The organism is Pseudoclavibacter chungangensis (genome assembly GCF_013410545.1).
GTDB classification, from domain to species: Bacteria; Actinomycetota; Actinomycetes; order Actinomycetales; family Microbacteriaceae; genus Pseudoclavibacter; species Pseudoclavibacter chungangensis.
The window spans coordinates 2842916-2860978 of sequence record NZ_JACCFV010000001.1 but is presented as its reverse complement, the minus strand read 5'-3'; the positions used below and the strand labels follow the sequence as shown (position 1 = coordinate 2860978).

The window sequence follows — 18063 nt, the reverse complement described above, 5'->3', positions numbered from 1 at the left end:
AGGCAGGCCGCCTTAGCTCAGTCGGCAGAGCGATTCACTCGTAATGAATAGGTCGTGGGTTCGATTCCCACAGGCGGCCCCACGAGAAGCCCCGGTCGGTTCCACGGAACCGGCCGGGGCTTCGTCGTGCGCCCGGTCGTGCGCCTCGGCCGTCGGCAGTGCACCTCGGCCGCCGACCGGACGCCTCAGTCGACGGGGGAGACGCGGACGAGATTGCCGTCGGGGTCGGCGATCACGAACGTCCGGCCGAAGACCTCGTCGTGCGGGGGTTCGAGGACCTCGACGCCCTTCGCGGCCCAGGCGGCGTGGATCGCGTCGACCTCGGCGGGGCCGCCGGTGACCATGAGTCCCACCTCGCTCGTTCGAGGGGTTCCCGGGACCGCCGCCTCGGGACGGCCGGACCACAGGGCGAACAGCATGCCCGGTGCCGCCTCGAACGCCACGTAGCGGGGGCTCGTGAAGACCGGCTCGATGCCGAGCAGCTCGCGGTAGAACGCGGTCGAGCGTTCCACGTCGCGCACGTAGACGAGGAACAGGTTGGGTGCGGTCATGGTGTCTCCTTCATCGGATCGGATCGGACATCCACGACTACACTCGAGAATCACGACAGAACCTGTCACCTTTTCGGAACGAGTTCGCATGAAGGCGTCGAGACTCCTCTCGCTGCTCCTCCTGCTCCAGACACGGCAGCGCGTGACCACCGCCGAACTCGCCGAGCGCCTCGAGGTCTCGAGACGCACGATCCTGCGCGACGTCGAGGCGCTCCAGGCATCCGGCGTCCCCGTCTACGCGGAGCGCGGGCGTCACGGCGGCGTCGTCCTCCTGCCCGGCGCGAGACTGAATGCCTCGCACCTCGATCCCCTCGAACTCGACGTCCTCGCGCTCACGGGCCTCGACGACCGCCAACGCGCGAGCCTCGGTCTGGCCGACATCACCACCCTGACCGAACGGAAGCTCGACGCGCGACGACGGAACGCGCCCGAGACCGGGGGCGTCGTCCCGCTGCGATCCGTCGTCGTGACCGACAACCGGCCGTGGACGGGGGAGGAGCCCGGTGGCACCGAGCCGGCGGCACTCGTCGACGCGCTCCGTGCCGGATCGCGACTGCGGATCGAGTACCGGCGGAGCGGGGAGCGGGCAACGCCGACGTCCGTCGTCGACCCCTACGGCATCGCGAGCAAGGCCGGGCGCTGGTATCTCGTCGCCGACCACGACGGCACTCCGCGGCTGTTCGCACTCACGAGGCTCGCCGCCTTCGCCGCGCTCCCGACGCCCGCCGCGCACCGCGACGGCGTCACGCTCGACGGCGTCTGGGCCGAGCTCCGCGACCGCGTCGAGCGACCGGGCACCGTCGCGTTCGAGGTCCGCCTGCGTCGCACCCGCCTCGACCTCGCCCGCCGCATCCTCGGGACGAGACTCGTCGACGTGCGCGACGACGACGACGAGTGGAGCCTCGCGACGGTCCGTGCGGATCACCCCGAGGCCGTGCGCCAGCTCCTGCAGTTCGGCGACCACATCGAGGTGCTCGCACCCGAATCCGCACGCCGACGCGTCGTCGACCTCGCGCACGACCTCGCCGCGCGCCACGCGGCATCGGGGGAGGGCACGGCGGGACGGGACCTCCCGCGGTCCGGGGCCGGGCCCGCGCGGACCGGGGCACCGGTGACGCGCTCGGCCGAGCCGAGCGCCTAGTCTTGCCGGGGCGGCCGATCCGCTCGGAACGGTCGTCTCGCCACCGGCAGACCACGAGCGACCACAGGGTCGCGACGCGCGGGGGTCCCGCGCGACCGTGCCCCATCCGGTGGGAGCGGGTCGCGACCCCCCGACGTCCTGGCGACCACGTGCGCCGGACCGCACCACGACACGAGAGGCAGGCATGACCGAACGAGCCGAGACCACACAGGGCCCGACGCCGCGGCTCCCGGAGGGTCCGGTCGACCTGCGGCTCGTCGCGGTCGACATGGACGGCACGCTCCTCGACCCGAACGGCGCGCCACCCCCGGGGCTGCCCGCACTGCTCGCCGAGCTCACCGAACGAGGAATCGTGTTCGCCCCCGCGAGCGGGCGTCAGTACGCGACGCTCGCCGAACTGTTCGGACCGCTCGGCGCGGGGCTCACGTTCATCGCCGAGAACGGCTCCTACGTCGTCCGCGACGGGCTCGAGGTGTCGTGCCTCACGCTGCCCCCGGAGCTCGTCGCCCGCGTCGTCGCGCGGATCCGCGAACTCGCGCGGGCCGGCGGCGACCTCGGCCTCGTCGTGTGCGGCAAGCGCTCGGCCTGGATCGAACGCGGCGACGCGCCGTTCCTCGAACAGGTGCGCACCTACTACGAGGCGCTCGCGATCGTCGACGACCTCGACGAGGTCGACGACGACGTGCTCAAGCTCGCGGTCTTCGACTTCGCCGGTGCCGAGCGGGGCGCCTACCCCGCACTCGCCGAGCTCCCCGGCACGCACCGCACGATCGTGTCGAGCCACAACTGGATCGACGTCATGCACCCAGACGCCGACAAGGGCGCCGCGCTCGCGGCGCTGCGCGGACAGCTCGGTGTCACGGTCGAGCAGACCGCCGTGTTCGGCGACTACCTCAACGATCTCGGGATGCTCGACGAGGCGGGGCTGTCGTTCGCGATGGCGAACGCCCACCCCGCGGTGATCGAGCGGGCGCGGTACGTCGCGCCGTCGAACGCCGAGGACGGCGTCGTCCGCACCGTTCGCCGATTGCTCGACTGAGGGCCGCTCCCGGCCGCTCCGGCGGCGAGCGACGCGGGCGCGCGGCCCTCACCCCTCCGTGAGGAGGCGCTCGCGCAGCAGGGCCGGAACGGCCGCGTCGAGTCCGCGGTCGAGCAGGTAGCATTCGGCCCCGCCCGCGTCGTGCAGCCGCCGAAGCACGGTGCGCATGGCCTCGGGTGGGCTCGCGACGACGAGCTGTCTGAGCCCCGGGGACAGCGGCACGCCGTGCGCGGTGGCGAGCGCACCGGCCCGCGCGAGCATGCCCGCAGCCATTCACCGCTGAGATTGTGCTCGGTCGCCGCGTAGTCGTCGACGATGCGCTCCTCGGGCACCCCGAGGAGCGCGAGCACGAGCGAGACGACGACGCCCGTACGATCCTTCCCCGCCGTGCAGTGGACGAGCACGGCTCCCGTCGGAGCGTCCGCGACGGCGGTCACGGCCTCGGCCAGGTGCGCGCCCTCGGCGGTGAGCATCGCCGCGTAGAGCCCGTCGAGGTCCGGACCCGATCCGCCCATGGAACGGAGCATCTCGGCGGGGTCGGCCGCGCGGAAGACCGGCACGTGCACGATCTCCGGACCGGCCGGCCCGAGACGCGTCGGCTGCCGCTCGATCTCGACGGCATCGCGGAGGTCCACGATCCGGTCGATCCCGAGCGCGGCGAAGGCGACGAGTCCGGAGTCGTCGAGTCCCGACAGGGCGTCCGAGCGGTACAGGCGTCCCGGGGCGACGACGCCGCCGCTCGCGGGCAGACCGCCGAGATCGCGCAGGTTGTGCGTCCCGGCGATCGCGATGGGAACCTCGTCCGCTGCTCGAGTCATGCCCTGTGACCACCCTCTCCACGGTTCCGGGTCGCGGGACGGGCGCTGCCCCGTGCCTCGGCGAGCGACCGGTCCGGCCTCATGCTACGGCGATTCGAGAAGGCGGGCGCCCGCCGAGTACGATGTGCCCGCACCCCGCGGACGGGCCGACGGGTGGACCGTGGGACCGGAGGACGCGTGAGTCGAGGACGAGTGGGCCCGCGCACCTTCACCGTCGTTGCGATCCTCTCGATCCTCCTCGCCGGTGTGTTCGGCATCGGCGCGGGCGGCGCGGCGGCAGCGGTTCTCGACGGCGCCGGCGCGACGGACGGCACGGCCGCCAAGCCGATCCGGCCCGTCCGAGCGGAACCGGCGGACGCAGCGGGCGCGCAGACCTTCCGTAGTTGCTCGATCGCGGCCGCCGCATCGCAGCCCGGTGCGCTCGACTTCCACGGACTCGTCGTGGACTCGGAGTCCGGTGAGGTGCTCTTCGATCGGCAGGCCGACGTCGCGAACCCGACCGCATCGACCATGAAGCTCCTCACGAGCGCGGCCGCGCTCACGACCCTGGGGCCGGACACGCGGCTCACGACCCGGATCGTGCAGGGCGCGGAACCGGGCGAGATCGTGGTCGTCCCCGGCGGCGACTTCACGCTCTCCTCGCTGCCCGCCGGCTCGCCCACCTACTACGACGGGGCGACCGCCCACGTCGCGGACCTCGCGGCGCAGGCGAAGCAGGCACTCGGCGGCGGGACGATCACCCGCGTCGTCGTCGACACGAGCCTCTACAGCGGCCCGGAGTGGCAGCCGTCCTGGAACGACGCCGACCGGACCGACGGCTACATCAGCTGGATCTCCCCCTTCACGATCGACGGTGACCGTGCGACACCGCAATCGCTCGTGTCGCCCCGGTCTCAGCAGCCGAGCGAGCGGGCGGCGAGCGCGCTCGCGACCGCGCTCGGCGTGCCCGTGTCGGCCGTCACGATCGGCGGGACGGCGCCGGAGGGCGCCGCGGTCCTCGCCGAGGTGCAGTCCCAGCCGGTCTCGGAGCTCATCCGCTATGCGCTCACCGACAGCGACAACACGACGGCCGAGAACCTCGCCCGCCTCGTCGCGATCGAGCGCGGGGCGGGTGGCGCGTTCGAGTCGATCCAGGCCGGGACGACGCAGGCGCTCGGCGAGCTCGGGCTCGACACGACCGGGCTCGTGCTCGCCGACGGCTCGGGGCTCAGCCGTGACAACCGCGTCCCGTCCTCGTTCATGGTCGCGCTCCTGGAGCTCGTCCGGGCCGACGTCGACGGCCTCGCGATCATGCTCCCGTATCTCCCCGCATCGGGCGAGACGGGGACGCTCGACGACCGATTCCTGCCGGGCACGACCGTCGTACCGCCCGGCGCGATCGATGCGAAGACGGGCTGGATCGAGGAGGTCTACGGCCTCGCGGGCTACATGACCCTCGAATCCGGACGCACGCTCACGTTCGCGTTCTACGTCGTCGGACCGGTGTCGCTCGCGAACCGCGACGTCCTCGATTCGATTGCCTCGCAGGCGTACGGCTGTGGCGAGGAGCTCGCCGACTGGTGACGCCGCGCATTGCCGTCCGGACACCGTGACCCCTCGCGGCCGGGCGTCACCCTCTGGCAGCATGGGGGCATGGCTACGGGTCTGTTGATCGTCGACGTGCAGAACGACTTCGTCGAGGGCGGCGCGCTCGGCGTGGACGGCGGCCTCGCCGTCGCCGACCGCATCACGAGGTTCCTCGACGAACACGCGGACGACTACGCGCTCGTCGCCGCATCACGCGACTGGCACGACGCCGAGGGCGACAACGGCGGGCACTTCGCGGCCGTGCCCGACTTCGTCGACACGTGGCCGGTGCACTGCATCGCCGGCACCACGGGTGCCGAGTACGCGCCGGGTCTCGACGTGTCCCGGGTCGCCGTGCACGTGCGGAAGGGGCAGGGCCGGCCCTCCTACTCGGCGTTCGAGGGCACGACCGATGACGGTCGGACGCTCACCGAGGTACTGCGTGCGGCGGGCATCACACGACTCGACGTCGTCGGCATCGCGACCGACCACTGCGTTCGCGCCTCGGCACTCGACGCCGCCCGCGACGGCTTCGAGGTGCGCGTCCTCGCGGGGCTCACGGCCGGCGTCGCGCCGGACACGACGGCGGCCGCACTCGCCGCGCTCGCTCGAGCGGGCGTCGAGGTCGACGGCGAGCCGATCCGGCCGAACTGAGCCGTTACCCGGAGAGGGACGGGAACGGTGAGCGCGCGCACGATCGGCGCGCGATCTCACCCGCCCGGAACGAGGAGTTGGTGCTTCGCGAGGTCGCGGTAGAGCGGCGTCGTCTCGACGAGGGCCTCGTGGCGGCCGCGACCGATGACGCGGCCTCGGTCGAGGACGACGATCTCGTCGCTGTCGACGACCGTCGAGAGGCGGTGGGCGATGACGACGAGCGAGCGGCCGTCCGAGACCCGATCGATGGCGTCGCGCATCGCACGCTCGTTCGCGCCGTCGAGCGAGGACGTCGACTCGTCGAGCAGCAGGATGGGAGGAGCCGCGAGCAGCGTTCTGGCGATCGCGAGCCGTTGGCGCTCGCCGCCCGAGAGGCGGACACCGCCTTCGCCGATCTGCGCGTCGAGGCCCTCTCGGGTGCGATCGAGGACGCCACCGAGGTTGACCTCGCGCAGCACGGCGGCACACTCGTCGTCGTCCGCGTCGTTCCTGCCGAGCTGCAGGTTGTCGCGCAGCGTCCCCGCGAGGACGGGCGCGTCCTGCTGGACGTAGCCGATCTGCCGACGCAGCTCGTCGCGCTCGATGGAACGCACGTCGACACCCCCGAGACGGATCGCGCCCGACGTGACGTCGTAGAACCGTTCGATGAGCGCGAGCGAGGTCGACTTGCCTGCCCCGGACGGGCCGACGAGCGCGATCCGCGAACCTCGCGGTACCTCGAACTCGACGCCGTCGAGGACGAGCGGCGACGGGTCGTCCGTCCGTGCGGCGTCGAGTTCGTACAGGGCGTCGACCTCACCGCGGCGGCCGCGCCCCGACGCGCGCTGCGCGCGGTCGAGGCGCGCCACGGCGCGCTCGTGCGCGACCCGGGCACGGACGACGTGGTTCGGGTAGCGGAACGACACGTCGTCGAACGCGAGCGCGGGCGCATCGGGCTCGTCCTCGACGTTCGCGGGCCCTCGGAGGCGCACGAGCGGCGCCTCCTCGCGATCGTGTGCGTCCTCCGCCGGGAGATCGATGATCTCCTGGATGCGGCCGAGCGCGCCGAGCGCCGTGTTGACGGCCGTCACGGCACCGAAGAAGAGCGCGAGCGGCATGACGAGCATGAACAGGAACATGACGAACGCGACGAGCCCCGCGATGTCGAGCAGCCCGGCCGCCACGCGCATACCGCCGACACCGAGCACCGCGATGAGTGCCGCCTGGAGCGCGAATCCGGACACGGGCACGACGAGGGCCGACACGCGGGCGACGTCGACCCCGCGGCGGTACGCGCCGACCGCCTCGGCATCGACGAGCGCCTCTTCACGTTCCGTGGAACCGGTCGCCCGGACGGTGCGCACGGCCGTCACGGCCCGCTCCACGGCGGACGTCAGATCCCCGACCCGCTCCTGGGCCGCGGCGCTCGCCCGGCGGATTCGCGGACCGAGCAGCGCGACGGCGACGCCCGCGAACACGACGACGCTCATCGTCACGGCGAACAGCACGGGATCGATGATGATCATCGCGACGACCGCGCCGACGAACGTGAGCGTGCCCCCGACCGCCTCGATGAGGCCCTGCGTGAGCACGGCGCGCAACAGCGTCGTATCGCTCCCGACCCGCGAGACGAGGTCCCCCGTCCGCCGCGCGTCGAACTCGGCGACGGGGAGACGGAGGAGCTTCGCGATCAGCAGGCGGCGCGTGTTGAGCACGATCGACTCGCCCGTGAGCTGCAACAGGAAGTGCTGGTACCCCTGGAGCACGGCCCCGACGACGACGACCGCGACGAGCGACCAGAGCAGCCACGAGAGCGCCTCGCCGGACTGCACGCGGGTGATGAGCACGCTCACGATGGCGGGCTGCGCGAGCGAGAATGCCGCGGCCACGATCGAGACCACGATGATGCCGATCATGCGCGGCACGTCTGCGAACAGGTGCGGCAGCAATTGGGCGAAGGTCGCGCGCGGCTCCGCGTCGGGTCGCTCGCGCGACGCCGCGCGCTTGCGGTTGGAGGTTGGCATCCGATCGCTTCCGGTAGGGTGGGCGTCGGTCACGGCACGGCGGGGTGCGGCCGACCGACGCCCACCAGGGTAGCGCGCGTCGGGGCGGCTCCCGGAATCGGGAGCGGTTCCCAGAGGGTTCCAGAACAACGTTTTGTTAGGATGTGTGAGTGGTCCGGCCGAAGACGTACACCGAGGAACTCCGCAACGCCCTCATCGACGGGGCGGCGGAGATCGTCGCGGCGCGCGGACTCGACGGTCTGAGCCTCCGCACGCTCGCCGCCGAGCACGGGACGTCGACCAACGCGATCTACGCGATGTTCGGGGGCAAGACCGAACTCATCCGCACGGTCGTCCAGAAGGCCGCGCAGAGCTTCGGTCGCACACAGGCGGCTGCGTTGAAGGGCGACGACGTCGTGGTCGACCTCTTCGAGCTCGGCCTCGCGTACCGACGGTGGGCGATCGAGAATCGTGCCCTCTACACGGTCATGTTCGGCAGCATCGACTACGAGAACGTCGCCGACGAGCATCGCGATGGGGTCTCGAGCGAGACGCCGGACGGCAGCCAGGGTCCGCTCATCGAGCTGCTCACACGGGCGAGCGAGGAAGGGCTGCTCCTCCCCGTCCCGGTGCCCGTCATCGTCGCGTCGGTCTGGGGGAACGTGCACGGTCTCGTGAGCCTCGAGATCGCGCCGTGGTCGGGTCTGCCGGAATTGGCGGAGGCCCGTGAGGAGATCTACCGGCTGCACCAGGGCGCGATCCTGCGCGGGTGGGTGCGGCCGGACATCGATCTGTCCGAGTACATGAGCAACATTCGGACGACGACCTCCGCTCCCGCGTCCTGAGCGCGGAGCGGACATTCCGGGGGGAATGACGAGGGGCGGTGCCATCGGCACCGCCCCTCGTGGCATGCAGCGGACGCATCCGCGCCCGGTCAGGACACGTTCGTGACGTACGTGTCGTCCCGGGTCTCGCGCGTGAACAGGAGCGCGACGAACGTCAGCACGGCCGAGCCAGCGAGGTAGAGCCCCACGTAGATCGGGCTGCCGTCGGCCATCGCCCACAGGGCGATGAAGATGCTCGGTGCGATCGCGGCGCCGAGCACACTCGACAGGTTGTAGGCGATCGCCGACCCCGTGTAGCGCACGTTCGCGGGGAACAGCTCCGGCAGGATGACGGCCATCGGGCCGAAGGTGAGGCCCATGAGCGACATGCCGAGGATGAGCATCGACTGCACGCCGATGAACCCGGCACCGAGCAGCGGCGTCATGACGAAGCCGAACACGAGGATCGCGCCCGTCGTCCACAGGAGCATCTTGCGTCGTCCGAAGCGTTCCGCGAGCGGACCGGAGACGAGCGTGAAGATGCCGAAGAACACGACCGCGACGATGAGCATGATGAGGAACTCCTCGCGGTGGTAGCCGAGCCCCGGCACGTACGCCGCTGGGTCGTCACCGAGCTTCCCCGCAGCGGCCGCCTGCTCCGTCGTCTGCTTCGTCCCGAACGTGAGCGTGAAGGCCGTCATGAGGTAGAACAGCACGTACGTCGCGAGCATGATGAAGGTGCCGAGGATGATCTCGAGCCAGTTCGTCTTGAACACCTGGACGAGGGGGACGGTGACGACCTTCTTCTCGTCCATCACCTTCTGGAACGCGGGCGTCTCGAGCAGGCTGAACCGCACCCACAGGCCGAGGATCACGAGCACGGCCGAGATGAGGAACGGGATCCGCCAGCCCCACGCCATGAACGTCTCGTCCGACATCGTCGCCGAGAGCACGACGAACAGGGTGTTACCGAGGATGAAGCCGATGGGGGCACCGAGCTGCGGGAACGTGCCGTAGATCGCGCGCTTGTTCGCGGGCGCGTTCTCCGTCGCGAGGAGCGCGGCGCCCGACCACTCGCCGCCGAGGCCGAGGCCCTGGCAGAAGCGCATGACGACGAGCAGGAACGGTGCCCAGAACTCCCACCCCGGTGTCGTCGCGGTCGGGAGGAGGCCCACGAGGAACGTCGCGATACCCATCGTGAGGAGCGTCGCGACGAGCGTTCCCTTGCGGCCGATGCGGTCACCGAAGTGGCCGAACAGGACCGAGCCCACGGGGCGCGCGATGAACGCGACGCCGAAGACCGCGAACGAGGCGAGCAGCGCGGTCGTCGGGTCGTCCGAGGGGAAGAAGAGGTGCGGGAACACGAGGCTCGCGGCGGTCGCGTAGATGTAGAAGTCGTAGAACTCGATCGAGGTGCCCGCGAGGCTCGCGGTGATGACGCGCCAGCGCGCGTTCGGGTTCTCGAAGTGCTCGACCGGCGCGTTCGCGCCGGTCTTCGGTGGGGTGGACGTCACTGTGGCTCCATGATCACGGGTGGACGCGCGCGGGACTCTGCGGTTGGCGGGCGTCGACGACGCCGGAGGATCCGGTGCGCGGACCGTCGCGGAGCGACGGTGGCGAGGCGGTGCGAGCGCCGGGTGGGCGGGACCGCGGCCGACGGACAGAGGATCGTTCCGATCGGCACAGAAAGCGTACACCCGCGACGCGCCGCGCGGGAGGGGCGGTCACGATCGGCGCGAGCGCGATCAGTCGGACGACGGGGCGCGGTCGCCCGCATCGTCCGCGCGAGGCGACGGGACGTGCAGGAGGTGCCCCATGCGGGCGGCCTTCGTGTCGAGGTAGGCGGCGTTCTCGGCCGTCCGGCCGACCTCGAGCGGCACGCGCTCCGTGACGTCGATGCCGTGCGCGATGAGTGCCTGCTGCTTCGCGGGGTTGTTCGTCAGGAGCCGGACGCTGTGCACGCCGAGCTCGTCGAGCATCGCCGCCGCGGCCGTGTAGTCGCGCGCGTCGGCGGGCAGTCCGAGCGCCGTGTTGGCGTCGACCGTGTCGAGCCCCTCCTCCTGCAGCGCGTACGCGCGCAGCTTGTTGAGGAGCCCGATCCCGCGCCCCTCGTGTCCGCGCAGGTACAGCACGATGCCGTTCTCGCGCACGATCGTGTCGAGCGCCGCGTCGAGCTGTGGCCCGCACTCGCACTTGAGCGAGCCGAACGTCTCGCCCGTGAGGCACTCCGAGTGGACGCGCACGAGCGTGCCGTCGGCGGGCTTGCCGGAGATGATCGCGAGGTGCAGATCACCCGTCACGAGGTCGGTGTAGGCGCGGAACCGGAGGGATCCGTGGACGGTCGGGATCGTCGTCTCGACCTCGAATCGGATCCGATCGTTCATGCGTGCGTTCCTCGGGGGTTCGTGGGGCCGCGGTCAGTGCGTCGCGGCGGGTGGGCGGTGCAGGTCGCGCAGTCGGGAGCCGATACCCCATGCGAGGACGCGCCAGATCGCCTCGACCACGATACCGATCGACATCTTCGACGCACCCTCCGCTCGCTCGACGAACGTAATGGGCACCTCGACGATGCGGTGGCCGAGTCGCTCGACGAGCCACGCGGTCTCGATCTGGAAGCAGTAGCCGTTCGAGCGGATCGCGTCGAGGTCGACCGATTCGAGCAGCGCGACGCGATAGCCGCGGTAGCCGGCGGTGATGTCGCGGAGCCGGCTGCGCAGCAGGGTGCGCGCGTAGATCGAGGCGCCGCGGCTCAGGATCCGACGCCTGAGCGGCCAGTTCTCGGTGCGACCGCCCGGCATCCAGCGCGTCCCGATGACGAGCGCGGCGCCACCCTCGAGGGCATCGAGCATTTCGGGCAGCCGCTCGGGCGGGTGCGACCCGTCGGCGTCGAACTCGAACGCCCAGTCGTAGCCACCCGTGATCGCGTCGCGGAATCCCGCGACGTACGCCGATCCCAGCCCGAGCTTCCCCTCGCGATGGAGCACCCGCACGCGGGGATCGCTCGACGCGATGCGGTCCGCGATCGCTCCGGTCCCGTCGGGTGATCCGTCGTCGACGACGAGCACGTCGACGCGACGGTCGGCGTCGAGGACGCGGTGCACGATCGACTCGACGTTCTCGCGCTCGTTGTACGTCGGCACGATGACGAGGGCTCGGGACATCGGATCATCCTACTTCCGGGGTCGGGGCGCACGGGTGTACGGGGGCGCGGTCCGCGTCGCGCGACAGGTCGAGCGTGGCGAACCGGGCGGGTTTGCCCCGGTGGTGCAGCACGGACGTGGACGGGCCGCTGCGCTCGAACTCGAAACCGAGGCGCTCGGCGAGCGCGATCGACGCCACGTTGTCCGTCAGGCACTCCCAGTCGAGCACCCGGTAACCGAGCCGGCCGGCCCGATCGAGGAGGAGCCGGACGGCCGCGGTCGTGAGACCGCGCCCACGCGCGGCCGGTGCGGTGGCGACGCTCAACGAACCACGGGGTGCCGGACCGTGGAGCGCGACGGTGCCGAGCAGTGGCCCGCCGGTTCGGCTGCGGACGGCGAACGTGACGCCCCCGTCACCGGCCCGCGCGCGCTCGACGGACCGCTCGGCATCGGCACGGCTCGCCGGCTGGGCGACGTTCAGGAACCGGACCGCGTCCGGGTCGCGCCAGAGCGCCGTCAGCGCGTCCACGTCGCGGTCCCCGAGCGCGTCGAGCACGACACCCTCGCTCCCGTCGACGAGCGTCCGCGCGCCCGGGGCCCCGCCCGCGGTCATCGAGCGGGACAGGGGAAACCGACGCGCTCGTACACCGCCGTGATCGTCGGCTCGGCCCGCTCCCGCGCCCGGTCGGCGCCGCGCGCGAGCAGGCGATCGAGCTCGGCCGGGTCGCCGAGCAGTTCGTTCGTGCGCTCGCGGATGGGCGTGAACACCTCGGTCACGACCTCCGCGAGGCCCTTCTTGAGCTCGCCGTAGCCGCGTCCCGCGTACTCCGCCTCGAGGTCGGCGATCGGCCGGTTCGCGAGGACCGAGTAGATCGTGAGGAGGTTCGAGACACCGGGCTTCGCGGCCCGGTCGAAGCGGATCTCACCGTCGGCGTCGGTCACGGCGCGCATGATCTTCTTCGCGGTCACCTTCGGATCGTCGAGCACCCTGAGCAGGCCGGCATCGGACTCGGCCGACTTCGACATCTTCGCACCGGGGTTCTGCAGGTCGTAGACCTTCGCCGACTCGGCCACGATGTGCGCCTCGGGCACGACGAACGTCTCACCGAACCGGGAGTTGAACCGCTCGGCGAGCGTCCGGGCGAGCTCGATGTGCTGCCGCTGGTCCTCGCCGACGGGAACGACCTGTGTGCGGTAGAGCAGGATGTCGGCGGCCATGAGGATCGGGTAGGTGAACAGGCCGACGTTCGTCGCCTCGGTGCCGTGGCGCTGCGACTTGTCCTTGAACTGCGTCATGCGCGCCGCCTCGCCGTAGCCCGTGATGGAGCCGAGGACCCAGTTGAGCTCCGCGTGAGCGGCGACGTCGGACTGCACGAACAGCGCCGAGCGCTCGACGTCGATGCCCGCCGCGAGGAACTGGGCCGCCGTCGTGCGCGTGCGCGTGAGGAGCTCCGCGGGGTCGTAGGGCACCGTGATCGCGTGCTGGTTGACGACGCAGTAGATCGGGTCGAAGTCGTCCTGCATCGCGACCCAGTTGGTCAGCGCGCCGACGTAGTTGCCGAGGTGCAGCGAGTCCGCGGACGGCTGCATGCCGGAGAAGAGGATGGGCTTGGTCATGTGCTGCTCGATTCGATGGCGGCGGGATCGCGCCCGCGCGACGGACGGGGTCACGGGCCATGCCCCGGGTGACCCGCGGAAGTGATGGGGGACTAGAGGGCGTAGTCGACGACGACGGGTGCGTGGTCGGACCAGCGCGTGTCGTAGGCGCTCGCGCGGTCGACCGTGTAGCCGCTCGCGACCGCCGCGAGTGCGGGGGAGGCCATGTGGTAGTCGATGCGCCAGCCCGTGTCGTTGTCGAACGCCTTGCCGCGCTGCGACCACCACGTGTACGGGCCCTCGACGGGCCCCGAGAGCATGCGACCGACGTCGACCCAGCCCTGGCCCTCGCCCGTCGTCCCGTCGGCACAGTCGACCTGCGCGCCGCGCTCGCCGAAGAACCGGTCGAAGTAGGCGCGCTCGCGGGGCAGGAACCCGGCCCGCTTGACGTTGCCCTTCCAGTTCTTGATGTCGAGCGTCGTGTGGCCGACGTTGAAGTCGCCGACGAGGAGGACGCGTTCGCTCGCCGCGCGGAGCTCCGCCAGGCGCTCGGTCATGGCGTCGAGGAAGCGCCACTTCTCCTCCTGCTTCGGCGTCTCGGCCTCGCCGGAGTTCGTGTAGACGCTCACGAGCGTGAACGGCGTGCCGTCGACGTCGAGGTCCTGCTCGATCCAGCGGCCCGAGGAGTCGAAGTCGTCGGGGCCGAGGGCCGTGCGCGTCTCGCCGAGGCGAAGGCGCGAGGCGATCGCGACGCCCGCGCGGCCCTTCGCGTTCGCCTCGTCGTTGACGAGGTGCCACTCGTCACCGAGCAGGGGTTCGAGGTCGCTGCGCGCCGCGCGCACCTCCTGCAGGGCGAGCACGTCGACGCCTCGGCCGTCGAGCCAATCGCCCATACCCTTCCGGTACGCGGCGCGGACGCCGTTGACGTTGACGGAAGCGATGCGGATCGTTCGGGCCATGGCCTCCAGTCTAGGCACCGGACTCCCGCGACCTCGTGCCCGACGCGTCGGCGCGCGGATCGCCGCCCTCGTCGTCGAGACCGATGCGTCGCGCGAGGTCCTCGCGCTCGAGCCGTCGCTGCTCGCGATCGACCTCCTCGAGCCGACGTCGGATGCGGGAACGACGGAAGCGGGGCGTGCGATTGAGCTGGTCGCGCAGCTCGATCCGGTCGGCGGCGAGCCGGTCGCGGCGCGCGCGCAGCTCGGCCGTCGTCGCCTCCTTCTCGGCCTGTGCGGCCGTCAGGAGCCGCGGCGAGGCGCCCGCGTCGTCCATCCACACCTTCACCCACGACGCGCTGATGAGGATGATCGTGCAGACGAGGTTCGCGAAGATGAGCACACCGATGAGGACGGCGAACGAGGCGAGGAACGGGTTGCGCGACGCGCCGCCGATGAGCAACGAACCGAGCTGCGTGATGACGAGGATCCCGAGCGCGCCGAGCCCCGCACCCCCGAGGAGGATCCGCCGGGGGATGCGCAGGCCGCTCAGGAGCGTGAGGATGCACGCGACGATCACGAGGTTCACGAGGAACGACAGCACGAGACCCGCGAGGCCGAGGAAGAACGAGACGACCGAACTGTCGACCTCGATGAGCGAGAGCAGCCACCGCAGGAGGCTCGTGGAGGCGACGGACACCGTCACCGACACGACGAGCCCGACCGCGATCGCGAGGACGAACACGAGGTCGAGGAGCTTGTCGAGCACGAACGAACGGCTCGTCGCGGTCGGCACGTCGAAGATGTTGCGGATCGCGGTGCGCGTGCCGCCGATCCAGCCGATGGCGGTCCACAGCGCACCGACGAGGGCGATCGCACCGGTCCAGCCGAAGACGGTGAGCTGGGTGAGCTGGTCCGGCTTGATGACCCCGTCGTCGCCGATGAGGCCCGGGACGACGTCGAGGGCCTCGATGACCGAGTCCATGAGCTCGGGCGAGTTCGCGAACACGAGCGCGACGACCGAGAAGAACACCCAGAGGGCCGCGAACCCGGAGAAGAGCGCCGAGTACGCCATGCCGCCCGCCATGACCGAACCGCCGCGCTCGGTGAAGTGCATCATGACGCGCACCGGCCGCGTGCCCTGGATCCACTGGGCGAGCGTCATCGCGCGCTTCGTGACCGGCTCGTCCCCGTTGCGCTTCGGGTACGGCGGCACGAACGAGTGCGGGGCGCCGCGGCCCCTGCCTGTCCTGTCGTTCGGTCGCTTCACGCGACTACCCTAAGACGACCGGGCACACGGGGTCGGCAACGACGTCGTGTGTCCGGAACACGAACATGCGTCGTCGAAGAGGAGAGCGCACATGGAGCTGCAGGGATTCGGGGTCGGCACGAGGGTCGCCGTCGGTGAGGTCGTGCGCATGCCCGATCCGCTGCCGGTACCGGCCGACGAGCGGGCGAAGGGCGACGCCGACGCGGAGCGCGAGCGCGCGCTCGCGGCGCTGTCCGCGACCGCACGCGACCTGCAGGTGCGAGCGGGCGACCTCGAGGGCTCGGCGCGAGAGGTCGTCGAGGCGGCGGCCATGATGGCGGGCGACCCGAGCCTCGCCGACGCCGTCTCGGAGCGCACCGCGCAGGGCAAGACCGCCGAGCGCGCCGTGTACGAGGCCCTCGACGCGTTCGCGGAGACGCTGCGCGGCATGGGCGGCTACATGGCCGAGCGCGCGACCGACCTCAGCGACGTCTCGCAGCGCGTCATCGCCCGCCTGCTCGGCGTGCCGACGCCCGAGGTGCCCGTCCGCGACGAGCCGTTCGTGCTCGTCGCCCACGACCTCGCCCCCGCCGACACGGCGAAGCTCGACCTCTCCAAGATCCTCGCGCTCGTCACGCGCGACGGCAGCCCGAAGGCGCACACGGGCATCCTCGCCGCCGAGAAGGGCCTGCCCGCGGTCGTCGCCGTCAAGGGCGCCGACGAGCTGCACGACGGACAGCGCGTGATCGTCGACGCGGGACGCGGCGTCGTCGTCGCCGACCCGAGCCACGAGCAGGTCGCAGAGGCCCGGGCCGAGATCGAGCGCGCCGCCGCGATCGCCGCCGCGCCGCTCGAGCCGGGCGCGCTCGCGGACGGCACACCCGTGCAGATCCTCGCGAACGTCGGCAAGCCCGCCGACGGCGAGCGCGCGATCGAGCTCGGCGCCGAGGGCGTCGGGCTGTTCCGCACCGAGTTCCTCTTCCTCGACACCGACACGGCCCCGTCCGTCGAGGAACAGACGAAGGTCTACACCGAGCTGTTCACCCACTTCGCCGGCAAGAAGGTCGTCGCACGCGTGCTCGACGCGGGCGCCGACAAGCCGCTCGCGTTCCTCACCGACGTCCACGAGCCGAACCCGGCCCTCGGCCTGCGGGGCCTGCGCGTCCTGCGCGAGAACGAGCAGATCCTGCGTGACCAGTTGCAGGCGCTCGTCGCCGCCGGTGAGGCGTCGGGCGCCGAGGTCTGGGTCATGGCGCCCATGGTCTCGGACGCGGGGGAGAGCGCGTACTTCACGGCACTCGCGCGCGAGCTCGGCGTCAGGGTCGCGGGTTCGATGGTCGAGGTCCCGTCGGCCGCGATCCTGTGCGAGCAGATCCTCGAGACGAGCGACTTCGTGTCGATCGGCACGAACGACCTCACGCAGTACACGATGGCCGCCGACCGCCTGCTCGGCTCGGTCGCCGCGTTCCAGGACCCGTGGCACCCCGCCGTGCTGCGGCTCGTGCAATCGGTCGGCGCGGCGGGCGCCGCGACCGGCAAGCGCGTCGGCGTGTGCGGTGAGGCCGCCGCCGACCCGGCGCTCGCGGTCGTGCTCGTGGGGCTCGGCATGCACTCGCTCTCGATGGCGCCGCCCGCGTTCGCCGAGGTGCGCGCCGCACTCAAGGGCGTGACGCTCGAACAGGCCCGCGCGAAGGCGAAGGCCGCCGTCGCGGCATCGAGCGCGCACGAGGCACGCGAGGCCGCCGCGAACGCCTGATCCGTCACCGCCTCCGGTGCGCGGGCCGCGTGCGCGCGTGCCGGAGGTGGTTCGGGGCGCCGAGCGAGGCCGAGGGGACGGCTGCGGCCGAGGCGCTCAGGGTGTCTCGGCGCCCGCGCTGAGCTCGTCCGTCGTGTCCGAGGTCCCGGTCTCGGTCCCGGTTTCTGTTTTCGACTCGGTCACGGTCACGGTCGCGGTGGCGGGTTCGGCTTCGATCGTGCCCGTCGCACCCGCCGGGGGTGTCCCGGTCTCGGGCGCGACCCTCGGGTCCGCGAGCCGCGCCGCCACGAGCCGTCGCACCTCGGGGTCGAGCGGCGGACCGCCCAGTGCGTCGTGCAACCACAGACCGTCGGCCGCGAGCCTCGCGACGAAGCGGTCGAGGGCCTCCGGTGCCGGCGCCGAACCGTCGGGTGCCGGTGCCGCCCACCGGCGGATCACGCCGCTGCACACGGCATCGGCGTCGGCGTGTGCGTCCGCGCTCGCGTCGAGCATGAGCAACAGCTCGGCCCGCGTCGCGCTCTCGATCGCGACGGTCGTGTACGCGCGGCAGCGGTCGTCGGCGTCCGTCGACTCCCACGGCGTGCCCGCCGCGGCCTCGAGCTGCGCCTCCCACCGTTCGGCGAGGTGCACGTGCATCGCGTGGACGAGCGCGTCCCGCGAGGGGAAGTGGTAGAGCAGGCCGCCCTTCGTGACACCGGCCGCGGCCGCGACCGACTCGAACGTGACGGCCGTCACGCCGCCCGTCTCGACGACCTCGAGTGCCGCGTCGAGGATCTCGCTGCGCTTGCTCGGTCTCATCGCCTCCGCCTTTC

16 protein-coding genes, 1 tRNA gene and 2 pseudogenes are annotated in these 18063 nt (G+C 71.7%); 7 read left to right on the top strand and 12 right to left on the bottom strand.

Annotated features, from left to right (window positions below):
- The first annotated feature begins 6 nt into the window (after window positions 1–6).
- Window positions 7–82, top strand: a tRNA-Thr gene (locus HNR16_RS12625).
- A gap of 103 nt (window positions 83–185) precedes the next feature.
- Here HNR16_RS12625 and HNR16_RS12620 read toward each other — a convergent pair.
- Complete coding sequence (locus HNR16_RS12620) at window positions 186–551, bottom strand: VOC family protein (RefSeq protein ID WP_158039900.1); 366 nt, start codon at window positions 549–551, stop codon at window positions 186–188.
- Between the two features lie 88 nt (window positions 552–639).
- Between HNR16_RS12620 and HNR16_RS12615 the strand changes: the two genes are divergently transcribed.
- Both HNR16_RS12615 and HNR16_RS12610 read left to right on the top strand, forming a co-directional pair.
- Window positions 640–1692 carry a helix-turn-helix transcriptional regulator gene (locus HNR16_RS12615; RefSeq protein WP_158039901.1) on the top strand — a complete coding sequence of 351 codons (1053 nt, stop codon included), beginning with the start codon at window positions 640–642 and terminating at the stop codon, window positions 1690–1692.
- A gap of 184 nt (window positions 1693–1876) precedes the next feature.
- Window positions 1877–2731 carry a Cof-type HAD-IIB family hydrolase gene (locus HNR16_RS12610; protein WP_158039902.1) on the top strand — a complete coding sequence of 285 codons (855 nt, stop codon included), beginning with the start codon at window positions 1877–1879 and terminating at the stop codon, window positions 2729–2731.
- A gap of 48 nt (window positions 2732–2779) precedes the next feature.
- On the opposite strand, the gene HNR16_RS12605 is transcribed toward HNR16_RS12610, so the two are convergent.
- Both HNR16_RS12605 and HNR16_RS19045 read right to left on the bottom strand, forming a co-directional pair.
- Complete coding sequence (locus tag HNR16_RS12605; protein ID WP_179558012.1) at window positions 2780–3004, bottom strand: hypothetical protein; 225 nt, start codon at window positions 3002–3004, stop codon at window positions 2780–2782.
- 65 nt (window positions 3005–3069) lie between these two features.
- Window positions 3070–3549 (bottom strand): annotated as a pseudogene (locus HNR16_RS19045) (tyrosine-protein phosphatase); the annotation flags it as partial.
- A gap of 177 nt (window positions 3550–3726) precedes the next feature.
- Here HNR16_RS19045 and dacB point away from each other — a divergent pair.
- Entirely contained in the window at window positions 3727–5112 is a 1386-nt protein-coding gene (dacB, locus tag HNR16_RS12595; RefSeq protein ID WP_179558242.1) for a D-alanyl-D-alanine carboxypeptidase/D-alanyl-D-alanine endopeptidase, read from the top strand.
- Between the two features lie 69 nt (window positions 5113–5181).
- On the top strand, window positions 5182–5769 hold the full coding sequence (locus HNR16_RS12590) for an isochorismatase family protein (protein WP_158039905.1): 588 nt from the start codon (window positions 5182–5184) through the stop codon (window positions 5767–5769).
- A gap of 56 nt (window positions 5770–5825) precedes the next feature.
- Here the strand turns inward: HNR16_RS12590 and HNR16_RS12585 are convergent, their stop codons facing one another.
- On the bottom strand, window positions 5826–7772 hold the full coding sequence (locus HNR16_RS12585; RefSeq protein ID WP_158039906.1) for an ABC transporter ATP-binding protein: 1947 nt from the start codon (window positions 7770–7772) through the stop codon (window positions 5826–5828).
- Between the two features lie 149 nt (window positions 7773–7921).
- On the opposite strand from HNR16_RS12585, the gene HNR16_RS12580 reads away from it, so the two are divergent.
- Complete coding sequence (locus HNR16_RS12580) at window positions 7922–8596, top strand: TetR/AcrR family transcriptional regulator (protein ID WP_158039907.1); 675 nt, start codon at window positions 7922–7924, stop codon at window positions 8594–8596.
- A gap of 89 nt (window positions 8597–8685) precedes the next feature.
- Here the strand turns inward: HNR16_RS12580 and HNR16_RS12575 are convergent, their stop codons facing one another.
- The 7 genes and pseudogenes from HNR16_RS12575 to HNR16_RS12545 all read right to left on the bottom strand — a co-directional run bounded on the left by HNR16_RS12575 (window position 8686) and on the right by HNR16_RS12545 (window position 15516).
- Window positions 8686–10089, bottom strand: coding sequence for an MFS transporter (locus HNR16_RS12575; RefSeq protein ID WP_158039908.1), 1404 nt, complete (start codon window positions 10087–10089; stop codon window positions 8686–8688).
- A gap of 231 nt (window positions 10090–10320) precedes the next feature.
- Window positions 10321–10950 (bottom strand): annotated as a pseudogene (gene ribA, locus HNR16_RS12570) (GTP cyclohydrolase II); the annotation flags it as partial.
- A 42-nt stretch (window positions 10951–10992) separates the two neighbouring features.
- Window positions 10993–11736 carry a polyprenol monophosphomannose synthase gene (locus HNR16_RS12565; RefSeq protein ID WP_158039910.1) on the bottom strand — a complete coding sequence of 248 codons (744 nt, stop codon included), beginning with the start codon at window positions 11734–11736 and terminating at the stop codon, window positions 10993–10995.
- Window positions 11737–11740: 4 nt separating this feature from the next.
- The gene (locus tag HNR16_RS12560) at window positions 11741–12328 is read right to left on the bottom strand and encodes a GNAT family N-acetyltransferase (RefSeq protein WP_158039911.1); all 588 of its coding nucleotides are present in this window, start codon (window positions 12326–12328) and stop codon (window positions 11741–11743) included.
- Window positions 12325–13332 carry a tryptophan--tRNA ligase gene (gene trpS / locus HNR16_RS12555; protein ID WP_158039912.1) on the bottom strand — a complete coding sequence of 336 codons (1008 nt, stop codon included), beginning with the start codon at window positions 13330–13332 and terminating at the stop codon, window positions 12325–12327. Before trpS ends, HNR16_RS12560 begins: the two co-directional genes overlap by 4 nt.
- Window positions 13333–13424: 92 nt before the next feature.
- Window positions 13425–14270, bottom strand: coding sequence for an exodeoxyribonuclease III (locus HNR16_RS12550; protein ID WP_158039913.1), 846 nt, complete (start codon window positions 14268–14270; stop codon window positions 13425–13427).
- 10 nt (window positions 14271–14280) lie between these two features.
- Window positions 14281–15516, bottom strand: coding sequence for a YihY/virulence factor BrkB family protein (locus HNR16_RS12545; protein ID WP_158039914.1), 1236 nt, complete (start codon window positions 15514–15516; stop codon window positions 14281–14283).
- Between the two features lie 91 nt (window positions 15517–15607).
- Here HNR16_RS12545 and ptsP point away from each other — a divergent pair, with 91 nt between their 5' ends.
- Window positions 15608–17251, top strand: coding sequence for a phosphoenolpyruvate--protein phosphotransferase (gene ptsP, locus HNR16_RS12540; RefSeq protein ID WP_158039915.1), 1644 nt, complete (start codon window positions 15608–15610; stop codon window positions 17249–17251).
- A 96-nt stretch (window positions 17252–17347) separates the two neighbouring features.
- Here the strand turns inward: ptsP and HNR16_RS12535 are convergent, their stop codons facing one another.
- Window positions 17348–18049, bottom strand: coding sequence for a TetR/AcrR family transcriptional regulator (locus HNR16_RS12535; RefSeq protein WP_158039916.1), 702 nt, complete (start codon window positions 18047–18049; stop codon window positions 17348–17350).
- Window positions 18050–18063: the final 14 nt, after the last annotated feature.

Bases quoted from the DNA above. Each gene is read 5' to 3' on its own strand.
- HNR16_RS12620 (WP_158039900.1), bottom strand. From the start codon at position 551: ATGACCGCACCCAACCTGTTCCTCGTCTACGTGCGCGACGTGGAACGC.
- HNR16_RS12615 (WP_158039901.1), top strand. From the start codon at position 640: ATGAAGGCGTCGAGACTCCTCTCGCTGCTCCTCCTGCTCCAGACACGG.
- HNR16_RS12610 (WP_158039902.1), top strand. From the start codon at position 1,877: ATGACCGAACGAGCCGAGACCACACAGGGCCCGACGCCGCGGCTCCCG.
- HNR16_RS12605 (WP_179558012.1), bottom strand. From the start codon at position 3,004: ATGGCTGCGGGCATGCTCGCGCGGGCCGGTGCGCTCGCCACCGCGCAC.
- HNR16_RS12590 (WP_158039905.1), top strand. From the start codon at position 5,182: ATGGCTACGGGTCTGTTGATCGTCGACGTGCAGAACGACTTCGTCGAG.
- HNR16_RS12585 (WP_158039906.1), bottom strand. From the start codon at position 7,772: ATGCCAACCTCCAACCGCAAGCGCGCGGCGTCGCGCGAGCGACCCGAC.
- HNR16_RS12565 (WP_158039910.1), bottom strand. From the start codon at position 11,736: ATGTCCCGAGCCCTCGTCATCGTGCCGACGTACAACGAGCGCGAGAAC.
- HNR16_RS12560 (WP_158039911.1), bottom strand. From the start codon at position 12,328: ATGACCGCGGGCGGGGCCCCGGGCGCGCGGACGCTCGTCGACGGGAGC.
- trpS (WP_158039912.1), bottom strand. From the start codon at position 13,332: ATGACCAAGCCCATCCTCTTCTCCGGCATGCAGCCGTCCGCGGACTCG.
- HNR16_RS12550 (WP_158039913.1), bottom strand. From the start codon at position 14,270: ATGGCCCGAACGATCCGCATCGCTTCCGTCAACGTCAACGGCGTCCGC.
- ptsP (WP_158039915.1), top strand. From the start codon at position 15,608: ATGGAGCTGCAGGGATTCGGGGTCGGCACGAGGGTCGCCGTCGGTGAG.
- HNR16_RS12535 (WP_158039916.1), bottom strand. From the start codon at position 18,049: ATGAGACCGAGCAAGCGCAGCGAGATCCTCGACGCGGCACTCGAGGTC.